The organism is Parafilimonas sp. (assembly GCF_047606085.1).
Classification (GTDB): domain Bacteria; phylum Bacteroidota; class Bacteroidia; order Chitinophagales; family Chitinophagaceae; genus Parafilimonas.
In genome coordinates this window covers 16601-33094 of sequence record NZ_JASGEX010000204.1, presented here as the reverse complement: position 1 = coordinate 33094, position 16494 = coordinate 16601, and the positions used below count along the sequence as shown (strand labels likewise).

16 protein-coding genes are annotated in these 16494 nt (G+C 43.2%); 9 read left to right on the top strand and 7 right to left on the bottom strand.

Annotated elements, in window-relative coordinates:
* Nucleotides 1-163 precede the first annotated feature (163 nt).
* From QM629_RS18155 to QM629_RS18135, 5 genes are all read left to right on the top strand, one after another.
* Complete coding sequence (locus QM629_RS18155; protein WP_415161316.1) at nt 164-1192, top strand: hypothetical protein; 1029 nt, start codon at nt 164-166, stop codon at nt 1190-1192.
* A 38-nt stretch (nt 1193-1230) separates the two neighbouring features.
* A complete protein-coding gene (locus tag QM629_RS18150; protein ID WP_415161315.1) occupies nt 1231-1374 on the top strand; it encodes a hypothetical protein in 144 nt (47 codons plus the stop codon).
* Nucleotides 1375-1410: 36 nt separating this feature from the next.
* On the top strand, nt 1411-2550 hold the full coding sequence (locus QM629_RS18145; protein WP_415161313.1) for a hypothetical protein: 1140 nt from the start codon (nt 1411-1413) through the stop codon (nt 2548-2550).
* A 6-nt stretch (nt 2551-2556) separates the two neighbouring features.
* Nucleotides 2557-2937 carry a hypothetical protein gene (locus QM629_RS18140; RefSeq protein WP_415161312.1) on the top strand — a complete coding sequence of 127 codons (381 nt, stop codon included), beginning with the start codon at nt 2557-2559 and terminating at the stop codon, nt 2935-2937.
* 281 nt (nt 2938-3218) lie between these two features.
* Complete coding sequence (locus tag QM629_RS18135) at nt 3219-4028, top strand: hypothetical protein (protein WP_415161311.1); 810 nt, start codon at nt 3219-3221, stop codon at nt 4026-4028.
* Between the two features lie 66 nt (nt 4029-4094).
* On the opposite strand, the gene QM629_RS18130 is transcribed toward QM629_RS18135, so the two are convergent.
* The 7 genes from QM629_RS18130 to QM629_RS18100 form a co-directional block, all read right to left on the bottom strand.
* Nucleotides 4095-4679 (bottom strand): YdeI/OmpD-associated family protein, encoded by a 585-nt coding sequence (locus QM629_RS18130; RefSeq protein ID WP_415161310.1) that lies wholly within the window; start codon nt 4677-4679, stop codon nt 4095-4097.
* Nucleotides 4657-5070 (bottom strand): DoxX family protein, encoded by a 414-nt coding sequence (locus tag QM629_RS18125; protein ID WP_415161309.1) that lies wholly within the window; start codon nt 5068-5070, stop codon nt 4657-4659. The genes QM629_RS18130 and QM629_RS18125 overlap by 23 nt, the downstream gene beginning before the upstream one ends.
* 6 nt (nt 5071-5076) lie before the next feature.
* Nucleotides 5077-5544 (bottom strand): SRPBCC family protein, encoded by a 468-nt coding sequence (locus tag QM629_RS18120; RefSeq protein ID WP_415161308.1) that lies wholly within the window; start codon nt 5542-5544, stop codon nt 5077-5079.
* A gap of 7 nt (nt 5545-5551) precedes the next feature.
* Nucleotides 5552-5875 carry an ArsR/SmtB family transcription factor gene (locus QM629_RS18115; protein ID WP_415161307.1) on the bottom strand — a complete coding sequence of 108 codons (324 nt, stop codon included), beginning with the start codon at nt 5873-5875 and terminating at the stop codon, nt 5552-5554.
* Nucleotides 5876-5972: 97 nt separating this feature from the next.
* Nucleotides 5973-7376, bottom strand: coding sequence for an efflux transporter outer membrane subunit (locus QM629_RS18110; RefSeq protein ID WP_415161306.1), 1404 nt, complete (start codon nt 7374-7376; stop codon nt 5973-5975).
* The gene (locus QM629_RS18105) at nt 7363-10497 is read right to left on the bottom strand and encodes an efflux RND transporter permease subunit (RefSeq protein WP_415161305.1); all 3135 of its coding nucleotides are present in this window, start codon (nt 10495-10497) and stop codon (nt 7363-7365) included. Before QM629_RS18105 ends, QM629_RS18110 begins: the two co-directional genes overlap by 14 nt.
* A 30-nt stretch (nt 10498-10527) precedes the next feature.
* Entirely contained in the window at nt 10528-11649 is a 1122-nt protein-coding gene (locus QM629_RS18100; protein WP_415161304.1) for an efflux RND transporter periplasmic adaptor subunit, read from the bottom strand.
* A gap of 237 nt (nt 11650-11886) precedes the next feature.
* On the opposite strand from QM629_RS18100, the gene QM629_RS18095 reads away from it, so the two are divergent.
* The 4 genes from QM629_RS18095 to QM629_RS18080 all read left to right on the top strand — a co-directional run bounded on the left by QM629_RS18095 (nt 11887) and on the right by QM629_RS18080 (nt 16491).
* Nucleotides 11887-12471 carry a UbiX family flavin prenyltransferase gene (locus QM629_RS18095; protein ID WP_415161303.1) on the top strand — a complete coding sequence of 195 codons (585 nt, stop codon included), beginning with the start codon at nt 11887-11889 and terminating at the stop codon, nt 12469-12471.
* A 506-nt stretch (nt 12472-12977) separates the two neighbouring features.
* Nucleotides 12978-13844 carry a hypothetical protein gene (locus tag QM629_RS18090; RefSeq protein WP_415161302.1) on the top strand — a complete coding sequence of 289 codons (867 nt, stop codon included), beginning with the start codon at nt 12978-12980 and terminating at the stop codon, nt 13842-13844.
* Between the two features lie 81 nt (nt 13845-13925).
* Nucleotides 13926-14918: an FAD:protein FMN transferase gene (locus tag QM629_RS18085; RefSeq protein ID WP_415161301.1), complete on the top strand. Its 993-nt coding sequence runs from the start codon at nt 13926-13928 to the stop codon at nt 14916-14918.
* Between the two features lie 469 nt (nt 14919-15387).
* Entirely contained in the window at nt 15388-16491 is a 1104-nt protein-coding gene (locus QM629_RS18080; protein ID WP_415161300.1) for a YncE family protein, read from the top strand.
* Nucleotides 16492-16494 lie beyond the last annotated feature (3 nt).

The window sequence follows — 16494 nt, the reverse complement described above, 5'->3', positions numbered from 1 at the left end:
GATATATTATTAATAAGTTGCCATAAATTTTATATAGGTGAAGTGTATTTGCTTTTTAAGGATTTTGTTTTTCACGGGCTTATCTTTTATAATAGCCCCGTCCTTGCTAAATGCACAACCTGCGATACCCAGGCCTGTTTTTAAAACTTTTCAAACAACCGGTTTGCCTAATTCAACCATTAAGCAATCCAATTACAATAATCCTTTTCAGCAGCAAACAGACGCTTTTCAAACTAATATGCTGCCAATGGGCGGAACAGCAGAAGATGTTATCAGGCAGGTTAATCAAAACGCAATGCGGGCAATGGGTGTAACAGTTCCCGGACAGCCATCAGCAAACAGTCAACAACAATTACAAGAAATTGAGCAGGATTTAAAACCTGATGAATCCGAAGTAATACTTCGGCGATTTCAATATTATTTGAATTACTTTCTTCAACTAAAGCCTGATAATTTTTCCATTACAAAAGCTGTTTATTTAAGTGAAGCGCCTTTTTACGATAATCCGCCGCCATTTGAAGTTTTTGAAAATTCCATCAAACAAAAAGCAACTATTGTAAAACAAATGCTGGCAAGGGAAGGATTGAGCATAAAGAATAATGCCGCCCTTAACTATGGTATTCAAAAGCTGTTTTCTCAAAACAATGTTTACCATGATGCAAAAACAAATAAAGATTGTACAGTAGAAAAAATCAGTTATGACTTTAATGATTTTTATGGGGAACGTGATTGGACAAAAATGTTTGTTACCAAACTATTGCACACCAATTCAGGGCAATGCCATTCGCTGCCGTTACTGTATTTGTGCATCGCTGAACAGCTTCATGCAAAAGTCTATTTATCATTAGCCCCCAATCATTCTTTCATTCAATACTTTGATAGCAAGGGAATAAGAAGGAATTTTGAAACTACAAACGGCAATCTGGTAAGTATTTCATGGATGATGCAATCCGATGCCATCAGTGCAATGGCTTTAAAGAACAGAACTTATCTTGACACACTTTCTCAAAGACAACTATTTGCACAATGTTTGGCAGATTTTCAAAATTCTTACATAGCTAAAAACTGGTTTGATAATTTTACAAATCAACTCACGCAGAGAATATTATCAATAGACAGTACTAACATTAATGCTTTAATGACGAATGCAAACGCAGCGCTTTATCAGTACCGCCGTTTATCAGACCAATAGGGCATCCTACACTGGAACAATTTAAGCAATATCCACAATTGGAAGCAGCATACAATACATCAATAGCAGCGCAGAAAAAGGTAACTGCAAGAGGCTATCAGGATATGCCAAAAGAACAATACATTGAATGGCTGAAATCAATTGACAGGGAAAAAGAAAAATTAAAACAGGCTTCAAATTGAAATTATAAATTTACACCACGATAAAACCAATAATTTATGCAACCTAAAACTTTATTCATTGCAATTTTTGCTTTGCTGGTTGCTTTTGCAACCCATGCCCAAGACCATAATCCTTATAAAGATATAGGGAAACAAGGCAAAGTGCTTACTGTTACCAACGGCGAGTATGATGAATTTTTTGATGAGGACAGTATACAGCAAGTTGGCTCTGCGTTAGTGAATATAAATACCATGCAGTTAGTAAAACTGAAGCTAACGCCAGAAGAACAAAAGCAATTTGATAATTCTTCCAGTTCAAGATTTTTGAGTGTTGACCCTCTAACCAGTAGCTTTCCAGAGCTAACGCCATATCAATATGCTTCTAACAATCCTATTATGAATATTGATTTAGAGGGTTTAGAGGGGATAGCAGGCAATATGGCCAGCCCGGGTAAATGGCATATACCAGGAGATGCCAATGATGATGGGCATTTGACGAAGCAGGAATTGAAAGAGGGTGGTACAATTATGACTGCAACAGCTTTATTGCCAGTAGAAGTATTTGTAACAAAAGGATGGATTACAAGAACTTTGTTTGCGTCTCAAATTGCGGGAGCATTTGAACACAATAGAGCAAAAACTCCCGAAGCAAGAACTGCACAAGACCAAAGATCAAAAGACGCTTTATCAAATGCATTTTTAACTTGGGGTGCGGGAAAAATTATTGGAACAAGCCTGAATTTTTTCAAAGGCCCGTTAAAAGAGTCTGTAAACTATTTATTTAGAGGTACAAGCGAAGGTTTTGAGGGATCTCCCCAACTTCAAAAAATAGGCATAACTCCAACAAGTTCAGATCCAGTAGTAGCAACAATTTTTTCAATTAATTCCAAGAATTATGGCAATGGCGTTTTGCAAGTTGCCTTACCAAAAGATTTACAAGGAGTAGAATATACTGGAAATGTATTACAATCTATGGAAAAGGAAATAGGTGTTGGATTAAAACCCGCAGAATTTGCACAAAAGACGAGCATAACGATCACTTCTGATCAGGCTCGCGATATTTTAAAAAATATGGGTATAAACCTGCCTGCAAAAATTTCAACTGAAGATATTAGTTCTGTTATAAAAAATACTCCAAGACTATCAGAATCGCAGATAGACGAATTTTATAAGCAAGCAAGTAAAGTAAATAAATAAATCTTAATGCAAAAAAGCAAATTGAAAATAGTTGGTATAGCGAGCGATGATTTGATGCGAAAGCATAAAATATTCTACAGTAAAGCGATTACTCCCAATGAAATTCTACTTTTCTGTGATTATTCAAGTATTGATATTCCAATTGGATATGAATTTAATTTTATAGAGAATTCAGACTGGACTGTATTATTTTCAGGAACTATTAGGTTAAAAGAAATTACGCAAGAATTTATGTTGCCTTATGACCAAATACCCAAAGGGCATAAATCAATTTGTAAGTTTGAATTTATAAATACTAATGTTCCAAAACTGCTTTTAGATTTACCAACAATAAGCGACTGGTACGAATCAAGCCAGTACTTGTACTTTGTTCAGGGCAATAACTAATGAGAGGTAAAGCAATTCGATATAAAATTTATTGCCTTACTGCAATAGCAGCAGTATTTTCTATAAACTGTTTTTCGCAAAACGATTCTTTGTCAAACAAACAGCTTTTCTCTTTGTATCAATCAACATATAATTCATTACAAGAATTAATTCTTAAAAATTCTTCCTTCAAACAAGCGGTTTTTATAACAGAAAATCGTTTTCTTAATCAGCAAGTACAGGATTCAGCATTTTTTAGCTCCATAAATGATTTTGCACAAATTTGTAAACAGTATAATAACGTGCAAAAGCTAAATGATTATAGATTTCTCGATACAGGCAATTTTAAATTAAATTTTTCTGTTTATTCTTTTATAGCTGACACCATAGCATTTATTGAAAATAGTGCTAAACTAAGTCATTTACTACCTTTCCGTTATTCCTTCACTGATCCTCTTGGCAAGCAGGACTGGGGCAATATGTTTGTAACAAAACTGCTTGCAACACATGAAGGCAACTGCCATTCGCTGGCATATCTGTATAAAATATTAGCCGATGAAGTGGGTGCAAAATGCTGGCTTTCACTTGCACCCAATCATATCTACATAAAGAATTACAGTGATAAAATTGGCTGGTACAATACAGAACTTACAAGCGGCACATTCCCTACAGATGCATGGGTAATGGTTACAGGCTATGTAAATCCCGAAGCCATTAAAAGCGGTTTATATATGGACACATTAAGCAATCAACAATCTATTGCATTATGTGTTCTTGATCTTGCAAAAGAATACGAATTTCAAACGCATAACTATTACGACGGCTTTATTTTAAAATGCTGCGATTTGGTTTTGCAATATCATCCGGTAAACCCGATGGCTTTACTGCTAAAAGCAGAAACACTTAAAAAAATATACCTGCACGAACGCGAAATAAAATTTCCAAAGCCAACTGTTACATTCAATGAAATGCAAAATGCCTACATTACATTAGCAAAACTTGGTTACCGTGAAATGCCGGAAAAGATGTACCAGCAATGGTTAAAAGAAATGACAATTGAAAGAGAAAAATATGCGAACAAAAAAGTTACAGAAGCAGCAACAAAGAAATAAACCAACGTAGCAATTCAAATCCTGCGGGAGCCGCCATTAAAATTTCAATGGCCATGTCAGCAAACATTAATCATTCAAGCCCTTGCCATCAAGTATTTGCTGTGCATACTTTTCAATTCTCGACTCGCGCGTTTTGGATTGCCTGGGTTGTGCAAAATAAAAAAGATAAGCCCTTTGCCTGCCGGGCGTTAATGCCTCAAAGGCTTTTTGCAGGGTTTTGCTTTTATTTAATTTTTTTTGAAATTCTTCCGGCACTTCAAAGTCTGATGTCTTTTTCAGCTTTACTTTCAGGCCTGCTTTTTCTACCTCAATGGCTTCATAGATGTATGCTTTTAAACGATGTTCCATTGCCTTTATTTCTTCAACGCTGGCAAACCGGGCCTGCCGTGCAGACTGCACATTTTTTGTTTGCTGGATAAGCATGCCATCTGCGTCCTGCAACAGCGCGCCTTTAAAAAACAGGAACGCGCAATACGCTTTAAACCCATGTATCAGCACAATATTGCCTTGCTGGTATGTGTAGCAGGGGCATCCCCATTTTAATTCTTCCTCCAGCCCGCAGGTAAGCGCTATTGTTCGCAATAACTGGTATTCCTTTTGCCATTTCGTGGCGCCATCAAAAAAGAAATCAGCTTTTGGGTTCGCTTGCATACAATTTGGTTTTCATTATTCTTTTGTTTGCGGGCCTTATGTACCATGATATAACTGTGAGCAACAGCAATAATAATGCAGGAAAAATTTCCTGTATGGCATAGCCGGATGCTATATGCGAAAATACAGCGCCGGACATGATGAAGAAGAAACCGGCATAAGCCCATTCTTTCAGCAGGGGAAACCCGGGAACGAGCACCACTATTACTCCCAGCAGTTTATATATGCCCAGCAATATGGAAAGATAAGGCGGATAGCCAAGATGCGCCATGCTGACTGCACCGCCCGGGCCGTCTTTCGCCTGCGTTAACTGCACCATACCGGTTGAGAACATGCCCAGCGCCAGCCAAATGGTAGTAACCCAATAGATGATCTTATTTCTCTTTGACATGGAAGATTATTTAAGTTTGCCGGCAATATCCTGCAAACGGTTATGCGCCATATTAATGCCCTGTGCAAAGGGCAGCTTAAGCACCTGGTTTCTTTTTTCTGCCGATTCATAGATTACATGTAAATTAAGCCTGCTGGTGTTGTCGCCAAGCTGCTCAAATTCATAAATCTCCAGTTGCACGCCAAAGGGAGTGCCCTCCATTTCAAAGGTGCGCGTGATCTTGCTCTCCGGAATAAAATCGTGAATAACCCCATTGGCCCGGAATGCCATATTGCCTTTGCCATCGCTTGTTTCAAACTGATAGCTGCCCTGCTTTTTGCTTTCCAGTTTCAGCACCTTTGTTCCCATCCATTGTTCAATAATGCCGGGGTCTGCATGCGCCTTAAACAGTAGTTTTACGGGCAGGTCAAATTCCCTTGTGATCATTAAATCCTGCCTGCCTTCTCCGGCAATCACTTGTGTTTTTAATTCCATGATAATTTTATTTTTTGGATTGGTAATCTTTCATAATGGCTTCCAGTTTATTATACCTGTCATCCCACATTTTGCGGAAGGGCTCGATAAAATCGGCTATTTCTTTCATTTTTGGCGGGTTTAAATGATAGTATATCTCCCTGCCGTTTTGCTGCTGCTGCAGCAATTCGCATGCAGTAAGTATCTGCAGGTGTTTTGAAACGGTGGGCCGGGCTGTGTTAAAGTTAGCCGCTATGGCGCCCGCCGTCATTGCCTGGGCAGCCACCAGCAATAATATCGCCCTTCTTGTAGGGTCTGCTATGGCCTGGAATACATCTCTTCTTAAATTCATTGCGTAGCTATTTGACTACAAAAATATGCGTAGCTATTTAACTACACAAATTTTTTTAAACTTTTTGAAACCTTTTCTGACAGGATTTTTATTTATTCTATTTCCATCCGCCGCCTAAGGCCCTGTATAATTCCACGGTGGCCTGCAGTTGCTGCAGCTTATCGCTTATATTGCTTAGCTGGGCAGATAAAAGGCTGGTTTCGGCGGTAAGCACATCTGTATAGTTTACAGTTGAAGTATAACGCAATAACTCTTTTGTATAATCAACCGCCTTGTTTAGTGAAGCTATCTGCTTAACCCTTGATTCATTCAGCGCAGCAGCATTCTGATAACTATACAAAGCGTCTGCCACCTCCTGGCTGGCGGTAAGCATGGTTTGCTGAAAGGTATATAAATACTCTTCCTGTGTGGCTTCTGCCTGTTTCAAACGCTGTTTGTTCAGCCCCTGGTTAAAAATCGGCTGGGTTAAACCACCAATAAGGCTCCCGTAAAAAGTGCCGTCGAAAAAGCCTTTTAATGTATTAGCGGTTGCCCATCCGCCGGAGCCTGTTATGGTTAAAGAAGGATAGAAATAAGTGCGTGCCACATTGGTTAGCTCAAATGCATTGCGAAAGTTATATTCAGCTTCCTGCACATCGGGCCTGTTTCTTAACAATTGCAAAGGAACGCCCGTGTGCAAATCATTATTCGTAACCTGCTCATCCAATGTGCTGCGGGGTATGCTGCCCGGCATCCGGCCCAGCAAAACACTGATGGCGTTTTCTGTTTCGCGAATGCTTTTTTCCACGGTTGTTGCCTCTATTTGCGCTGCATACATATTGGCTTCGCTCTGCACCACATCGGCGCCGTTCAGCACGGCATATTCTTTTAATTGTTTTACGGTAGCCGTATCGCTCTTTCTTATTTCGATAGTTTGCTTTGCAATGCTTAACTGTTTATCGTAAGCCATCAATGCATAGTAATTGCTGGCCACAGAGGCTACTATCTCCGTTTGAACAGCGCGCTTATAAGCATCGCTCGACAAGAGTGCAGCTATATATGCTTTTTTGGTGCTTTTAAGCTTGCCCCACACATCTGCCTCCCAGCTTACTGATGCCGTTAATGCGTATTGGCGAACTAAAGGCGTTGCAGAAACATCCTGGTTATAAGCTTTTAATTGCGCTATTGATGATTTGCTTAAAGTATAGTCCGCATCTGCACTTACATCGGGCAGAAAGGCAGCCTTACTTTGCCGCACATTGGCCTCAGCATATTTAATCCTGGCAACGGCAACTTTAACATCAAGGTTGTTATAGAGCGCCTGCTGAATAAGCCGTTGCAGAATGGTATCGGCAAACATTTGTTTCCATGGAATATCGGCAATAGATGTGGTATCGGTACTGTCGCTGCCCCTGTAATTTTCAGTTACAGGCGCAAACGGGCTTTGATAACTGTGCGTAACCCTGCAGGCCGCTACAGTAACTGATAAGCCTGTAAAAAGAACAATTTTATTCATCTTCATCTTCCGGAGATTTAGGTTTAACAACTTTTTCCTGCAGGGTTTGAAAAATCACAAACAAAGCGGGTATTACCAATAATCCAAACAATGTTCCTATAAGCATGCCGCCCACCGCGCCGGTGCCAATGCTCTTGTTACCCACCGCGCCTGCACCTGTAGCCAGCATTAAAGGCAGCAACCCGAATATAAATGCCAGCGATGTCATCAATATCGGCCTTAACCTGGCTTCTGCCCCTTCTATGGCTGCATTAATTATAGTAAGCCCGTGCTTTCTTCTTTGCACAGCAAATTCAACAATTAATATCGCATTCTTTGCCAGCAACCCTATCAGCATAATAAGGCAAACCTGCGTGTAAATATTATTATCAATGCCAAAAATCTTATCGAATAAAAAGGTGCCCGAAAGGCCAACCGGCAACGATAAGATAACAGCCAAAGGCAAAAGATAACTTTCATATTGCGCGCTTAAAAGGAAATACACAAAAATCAAACATAACAGGAATACGTAAGCCGACTGGGCGCCTGTGCTTAATTCTTCCCTTGTTATGCCGGAGAATTCATAACCATAACCGGCAGGCAACGTTTGTGCTGCCACCTGCTGTATGGCTTTAATGGCATCGCCGGAACTGTAGCCATCATTGGGTGCACCCGTTACAGACATAGAAGAAAACAGGTTGAACCGCGATATGCTTTCGGGGCCATACACGCGCTTCAATGTTACAAAGGTGGTTAATGGCGACATATCACCGCCTGATGTTTTCACCTTCACATTATCAAGGCTGGCCTCGCTCGTTCTGTATTTATAATCGGATTGAATAATAACGCGGTATTGTTTACCAAATTCATTAAAGTTTGAAACATAAGAACCACCAAAATAACCCTGCATAACGCTCATGATAGATTCCGGCGAAATGCCGGCCTGCTTTGCTTTTGCCACATTAACCGAAACCTGATACTGCGGAAAATTCGGGTTGAAGGATGTAGTGGCATATTGTATTTCGGGGCGCTTTGCCAGCGCTGCCAGAAACGCCTGGCTTACCTTATAAAACGCCTGCGTGGTATGGCCGCCTTTATCCTGCAACTGAAATTCAAAACCGCCACTGGCGCTAAAGCCCTGGATGGTGGGCGGAGACAGGAAAATAATGGAAGCATCCCTTATTCCGGCAGTCTTTTTAAATAATTGCTGAATAACGCCGCTTACGCTCTGGTCTTTCTCCTTTCGCTCATTCCAGGGCTTTAATTCCATAATTACCATGCCATACGCGCTGCCTGAGCCCGCAGTGAAATTCTGTCCCACTATCTGCATGGTATTTCTTACAACAGGGATGGAATGTGCAATGCTGTCAATTTGCTTTGTAATTGCATTGGTTCTTTCCATTGAAGAAGCGGGCGGCAGGCTGATGCTCGCAAAAATGGTTCCCTGGTCTTCTGCCGGCACAAATGATGAAGGTGTTGTTTTCATCATAACATACAAGCCTGCGCCAAAGATGGCGATAATTACAAGCGCCAGCCATTTCTTCAACGATAAAAACTTAACCCCTGCTTTATACCTGCCCCTTAATGCTTCAAAAGATGTATTGAAAGCTGCATAAAAACGTTGTACAAAACCTTTTGGTTTTGTTTTTTCATGATGCGGTTTTAAAAACAATGCGCTTAATGCAGGGCTTAAGGTTAAGGCATTAATGGCAGATATAATGATGGCCACGGCCAGCGTTAAGCCAAACTGCTTATAGAATACGCCGGCCGAACCGGTGATAAAGGTTACCGGCACAAACACTGCCGACATAACCAGGGTGATAGAAACAATGGCCGTGCTTATTTCGCTCATGGCGTCTATAGCTGCTTTGCGCGATGATTTATAACCCGTGTCTAACTTGGCGTGCACAGCTTCCACCACCACAATGGCATCATCCACCACAATGCCGATAGCCAGCACCAGGGCAAACAGCGTAAGCAGGTTTATGCTGAAGCCAAATAATTTCAGGAAGAAAAATGTGCCGATAATAGCCACCGGAACGGAGATGGCCGGTATGAGGGTGGAACGGAAATCCTGCAGGAAAATGAATACCACAATAAACACCAGGACGAATGCTTCTATCAATGTGCGCAACACTTTCTCTATGGATGCATTCAATACATTGTCCACATCAACCAATACCGTATATTTCAGCCCTTTCGGGAACGATTTGGCAGCATCTTCCAGCACGGCTTTTGTGCCCTCAATCACTTCTTTTGCATTGGAGCCCGCCACCTGCGATACCGCAACGCCCGAAGCCGGCCTGCCATTGGCATAGTTAAAGGAAGAATAGGTTTGAGACCCAAGCTCTATGCGCGCCACATCTTTCAGCAATAACTGGTTGCCATTGCTTAACGATTTAACGATGATGCCGCCAAACTCCTCTTCACTCTTTAAGCGGCCGGTATATTTCATCACATATTGAAAAGTCTGGTTGCTGTTCTCGCCCAGGCTGCCCGGCGCCGCTTCAATATTTTGCTCATCAAGCACCGTTGTTATATCAGATGGCTCAAGGCCATATATAGCCATTACATCCGGCTTAAGCCATATACGCATGGTATAATCTTTCGAGCCGAACACATTCGCATCCCCCACGCCTGTTACCCGCTTTATCTGCGGCACCAGGTTAATGGCTGCATAGTTTTGTATGAAGGTTTGATCATAGGTATTATCATCGCTGTATAAAGCAAATATTAAAAGGTTGCTGCTTTGCCTTTTTGTAACCGTAACGCCAGCCTGCGTTACTTCCGATGGCAATAAACTGGTGGCCCTTGAAACCCTGTTCTGCACGTTCACGGCGGCCAGGTCGGCATTGGTGCCCACCTTAAAATAAACCGTAATGGTGGCCGTGCCCTGGTTGGTGGCGGAAGAAGTCATGTACGTCATGTTCTCCACGCCGTTTATCTGTTCTTCCAGCGGAACAATAACAGAGTTGAGCACCACATCTGCATTGGCGCCGGTATAGGTGGCCGAAACCTGTATGGTAGGTGGCGCAATATCAGGATACTGGGCAATGGGCAGCGATACCAGACCTAATATTCCCAATATGACTATAATAACTGAGATAACCGTTGATAATACCGGCCGCTCAATAAATGTTTTAAGCATGATAGGATAATTTGTTTATTGATGATAACATCAGTTGCGTTCCGGTATGATCTTTTCGCCATCCTTTAATTCATTTGTGCCCTGCAGGGAAATTACATCGCCTGCTTTAAGGCCGCTGTTCACTACATAGCTTTGCCCGTCGGGTGTTGGCGTAACATCAACGGTCGTGCTTTTAACCGTGCTGTCGCTGGCTACAACATATACAAAGTGCTTGTCCTGCAGGTCATACGTGGCGCTTTGCGGAATTACCAATGCACTGTCTATGGTTCTTGGCATTCTTACATTACCGCTTGTGCCGGTTTTAAGTATGCCTAACGGGTTGGGGAAGGTGGCCCTGAAACTTACCGAGCCCGTTTCTGTTGTTACAATACCGCTGGCGGTTTCCACGCGGCCTTTTTCGGTGTAAAGCGAGCCATCTGAAAGTATTAATTCAACGGGCGGGAACTGTTTTAATTTTTCCTGCAGGGTTGCTCCTTTCACCGTTCTTGAAAGATCAAGCAACTGCTTCTCATTTAAGCTGAAATAAGCATACATATTGCCTGATGAGGAAATGGTGGTGAGCGGATCGGTGCTGGAGCTGCTGATATAGCTGCCTTCCTTATTGGGCAGCAGGCCAATTACGCCATTCATAGGGCTGGTGATGACGGTATAACCCACATTGGTGCGGGCATTTGCCACCGCGGCCCTGGCTTCTGCCAGCGCCGCCTTTTTTGCAGCCAGGTCGTACGCTGCAGATTCCAGTTCATATTTGCTGATGATGTCTTTTTCCACCAGCGGCTGCACTTTATTAACGGTCATCTGCGCTGTTGCCAGGTTGGCCTCTGCTGTTTTAACGCTGGCCTCCGCAGAGCGGAGGTCCTGCTCATATTGCGGGTTGCTGATGCGGAAAAGCAACTGGCCCTTCCTAACGGCAGCGCCCTCATCCACATATATTTTTTCCACATAACCATCTATCTTTGGCCTTATCTCCACTACTTTTTCTCCCTGTATAACAGCAGGAAAATCATTGTATAAGGTTACGGTATCTGGCTGTACTGTTGCTACTTTATAAGATTTTGCCTGCGCTGTGGTATTGTTATTTTGCTGCCTGCCGCTGCACGATGCCAGCAGCAATAGTAAAGCAATGCCTGTATAGTACCTGTTCGTATTCATGCTGTAAAATAAAAAGTGTTTGCAAAGAAATTCTGTTGAAGTCTTAATATTTGCCAAAAAAGACGGAACAGGGTTATTACTCGACTAACAGGAAATTTTGAACGATTAAAATCTGGTGCGTTGGTTAAATTTCAAAACCACTATTGTTTGAACAGGCGGTTGAAGTGTTGTAACGCCTTATCTTTCCGGATGGGTTTCAAATAACGCGGATCATCTTCAATTAAATAAAAACAAAAAATGGATAAAAGAATTATAGTAGGCATCAGTGGCGCCACCGGCATTCAATATGGCATACGTGCGCTGGAAATGCTAAAGCAGGAAGGGTATAAAACGCATCTTATTGTAAGCAAACCGGCTGAAATGGTGCGGTCGTATGAAACAGATATTACACATGAGCAGCTTGTTTCGCTGGCGCATCAGATACATGCGCCGCAGGATATTGGCGCCGCGGTGGCCAGCGGATCATTTAAAACGGAAGGCATGCTGATTGCGCCTTGTTCCGTAAGAACCATGTCGGAGATAGCCACCGGTGTAACCACATCATTAATGTCGAGGGCGGCAGACGTGGTATTGAAAGAAAGAAGAAGGCTGGTGCTGATGCTGCGGGAAACGCCTTTGCATCTCGGGCATCTCAGAACGATGACCGCCATAACCGAAATGGGCGGCATTATTATGCCGCCGGTACCGGCTTTATATCTCAGGCCCGAATCCATAGATGAAATGATCACGCATTCTGTGGCAAGGGCATTAGACCTGTTTGGGCTGCATATTGATGTTAAGCGCTGGGATGGGCGGGCTTTAAAGAAGAAACAGGCTGTATGAAATGCACGGGCTCACACATTGTTTGGCCGGCGCACCTGGTTGGAGGCATACACTATATTGAGCCCGTGAATTACCGGAACAGGTAAACCACCTATGGGCCATAGAAACTATACTCCTCACGGGATAAAAATGTGCAATTGTTGATTGGCTGAAGTATAAGCCACCCGAGCTTATTGCAGACTTAACATTAAAACAAAGCATGCATAAAGCATAACCATTTACACGTCATGCCCGGCATAGACCGGGCACCTGCCGCAGCACTGCAAACGCTGCTGATAATTATAAACTAATTTAAAATTTAAGGTCAGATTTCCCCGCCGCGGCGGGGAAATGACGTTTAAGAACAAAAACTAATGTTACAATCTGATAAAGCAAATTCAAAATTAACCATGCACAAATTTATCCGGCGTTTACTATAACATTATTTTTTGTGAAAGTTGAAGGCGCAAACATTTTATTCACAAATAAACAATTCATTTTACACGCTTATTATTTAGATGATGAACATGAAAAAACATTTGACCGTATTTGTTTGCCTGGGCTTTTACCTGCATGCAATATCCCAGAGCGATGTGGCAACAGCAAAGATGATGCATATTACAGTTGACGGGAATAGTAAGGAATGGGGCCCGCTGAATTTTTATGATGAAAAGACCCAGCTAAATTTTGCCATAGCCAACGATGACGACAATATTTATTTCTGCTTTGCTACGGCCACACAGGCCGCGCAAACGAAACTGATGCAGGCCGGCATGAAAATTACGCTCAGCAGGAAAGGCAGGGGCAAAAAGGGAGCATCTGTTTTATATCCTCTGCCCCAATCGAAACAACAACCGCCGGCACACGATTCAGGCTTTGATAAAAACAATCCCCCGGCGCCTGGCGCGCAAAACGCGCCCGACGGCGAAACATTCTGGGATAATTATATTGCGCATCATACCACCATGAAAGCAAGCGGTTTTGCCAATGCCAACGGGGAAATACCAACCAGCGGCACAGGCATACGCGCGGCTGTAAACTGGGACAGTTCTCTAAATATGATCTATGAAATTGCCATTGCAAAAAAAGAGCTCTTTGGAACGGGCTATACAGCAAAAGACCTGTCGGGCAATATAACCCTGAGTGTAGAGCTAAATGGCTTATCCCGTGCAGCCACAGGAGATGCAAAAAGCGGCGGCGCACCACCGGCTGGCGACATGCATGGCGGGATGGAAGGCGGCGGCATGCGCGGAGGAGGCATGCCCGGCGGCGGCTTTAATGGCGGCGGCAGGCCCCCGGGCAATCAGCATGCGAACAGCTCAAACAGTACATCGTTAAATAAAAAAACATCATTCAAACAAAAATTTGTTTTGAATGATGGCAGCAAGGGTTAACCAATATAACTGCGCCCGGATTTATAAATTTCGGTATAGCGCAACGGGTTGTACATACTGCCATACCTTGCAGGCCTCGCTATGAAATACCTGCTGATTGTTTTATTTTTTGTAATGCATTACAACAGCCATGCCCAGGCATTGTGCAAGCGCACCGTAAAGCTCATGGGCAGCCCCTGGGATATTACTATTGTTGGGAAGGATTCTTTAACGGCAGAAAATTATATTGATACGGTTATAAAAGAGGTAACCAGGATTGAATACCTTATCTCCGACTGGAAACCGGAAACACAAATAGCTGCCGTGAACAGGAATGCCGGCATAGCGCCGGTTAAGGTAGATAAAGAAGTGCTGCTGCTTACACAAAGAGCCATTCATATTTCAGAGATAACAAACGGCGCTTTCGACATCAGCTTTGCCGCCATGGAAAAGATATGGAAATTTGACGGAAGTATGACCGAGATGCCATCGCCGGAAGCAGTAAAGAAAGCGGTGGAAAAAGTGGGCTATAAGAACATCGTTATAGATACGGTACACTCCACCATTTTCTTAAAAGAGAAAGGCATGAAGATAGGCTTTGGCGCACTGGGCGAAGGTTACGCTGCTGATAAATGCCGCGATATGATGGTGGCAAAAGGCGTGCAGGCCGGTATTATAAACGGCTCAGGCGATATACGCGCATGGGGCGGCAACCCAAATGGAAAACCCTGGAACATTGGCATTGCAAACCCGTTTAACCCCGGCAATGTATTTGCCATTATACCCCTGCATAAAAGCGCTGTAACCACATCGGGCAGCTATGAAAAATATGCCGAGATACATGGCAAACGCTATGCACATATCATCAATCCCAAAACAGGTTATCCCGTAACCGGCCTGATGAGCGTAACCGTATTTGGGCCGGGCGCAGAAATGTGCAATGCGTTCAGCACGTCCATTATGGTACTGGGAAAAAATGCCGGTTTGCGGCTCTTACACCACTATCCTGAATATAGCTGTGTTATCGTTTCAGATAAAGGAAAGCTGTATGCTTCGCGGGGCTTTGGTTTAAAGAAATACCGTGTAAAGGATTAATAACAACCCGTCAATAGTATCCAGGGCAGACGCATTAAAATTTTAAATGTATAAAAAGAGGCGTAGCCTCGAAAAAATATTGTAAAAACGGGTTTCAACCTGTTTGAAACCACCAAAATGTTGTTGAGAGCCGTAGGCTCGGCCCATTATGTACCGTGCCGCTGGCACTCACCTCTATCAAAATTCATCTATAACCGTGCTAAAGCACGGCTTTACAAAATTGAATCGAGCCGCTGGCTCTTCATAAGAATTTTAATGCGTCTGCCCTTCAATGGTGTCCGGAAAGCATGTGCAGGTAAACATATTTGATTAACTTGGCTGCCGGCAAATGAACGGGCGGCTTCACGGTTGCGTTACATTATGGCCTGACTCCGGGCTTCACCGGAGGTCATCTGTGCACCGTTGCGCAGCTTTGGTTTACGGTTCACCGTTGTTACAATCCATTCAGCAGCTTTTAAAATACCTGTTTATGAAACAGATAAAAAACCCGGCGCCGTTTATAACCATCAGTGCATGCCTGTTATTATGCACGGGCTTCGCCTGCAGCGCCCAATCATCCAAACAATTTCTGCTCGCCTTATCAAAACGCGATCATACATTATCCATCGTTGATGCATCCACATTGCAGGTATTGGGCAGGGTTCCTGTGGGCGATGATCCGCATGAAGTAATAGCATCTTCAGATGGTAAGACAGCGTATGTTTCCATTTACGGCGGCGGCAGCCTGCATACCATTAATGTAATTGATCTCGTGGCGCAAAAACGCCTGGATGATATTGATACCAAACCATTGCTTGGCCCGCACGGCCTTGCTTTCGTTAATAATAAAGTTTGGTTCACCGCTGAAGGCTCTAAAACAATTGGCCGTTATGACCCGTTAACCAAAGCAATTGACTGGGCAATGGGAACAGGGCAGGACAGGACACACATGATTTATGTAACCAATAATGCGAAGAAAATCTATACGACCAATGTGGCTTCAGGCACCGTAAGCATTTTGCAGGATACGCCGGTGCAGCGCGGTAATTTTGCACCGTCCAAAAATGCGCCCAACGGACAACCCAATGGCAATATGCCGCCGCCACCCGCAAATTTTCAGCCTCCGGTCAACGGCGGCCAACGGGAGAACCGGGAACAAACATTAATAACAGTTTCCCATGGTTCAGAAGGCTTTGATGTGTCAGCAGACAGCAGCGAATTATGGACTGCATCAGCAGAAGACGGCAAAATTTATATCATCAACCTTTCCGCAAAAAAACTGGCAGCCACTATTGATGCCAAAGTGAATGGCGCCAACCGCTTAAAATTTACGCCTGATGGCAGGATGGTTTTTATATCAAGCCTCGGTTCCGGCAATCTTGCCGTATTTGACGCCAAAACACATAAGCCAATAAAACAAATCAACACAGGGCACGGCGCTGCCGGCATTATCATGCAGCCTGATAATACACGGGCCTATATTGCCTGCACGGCAGATAATTATATTGCCGTTATTGATCTTAAAACGCTGGAAATAACCAATAAGATTGATGCCGGCGGCGAACCGGATGGCCTGGCCTGGGCAATACAATAATAT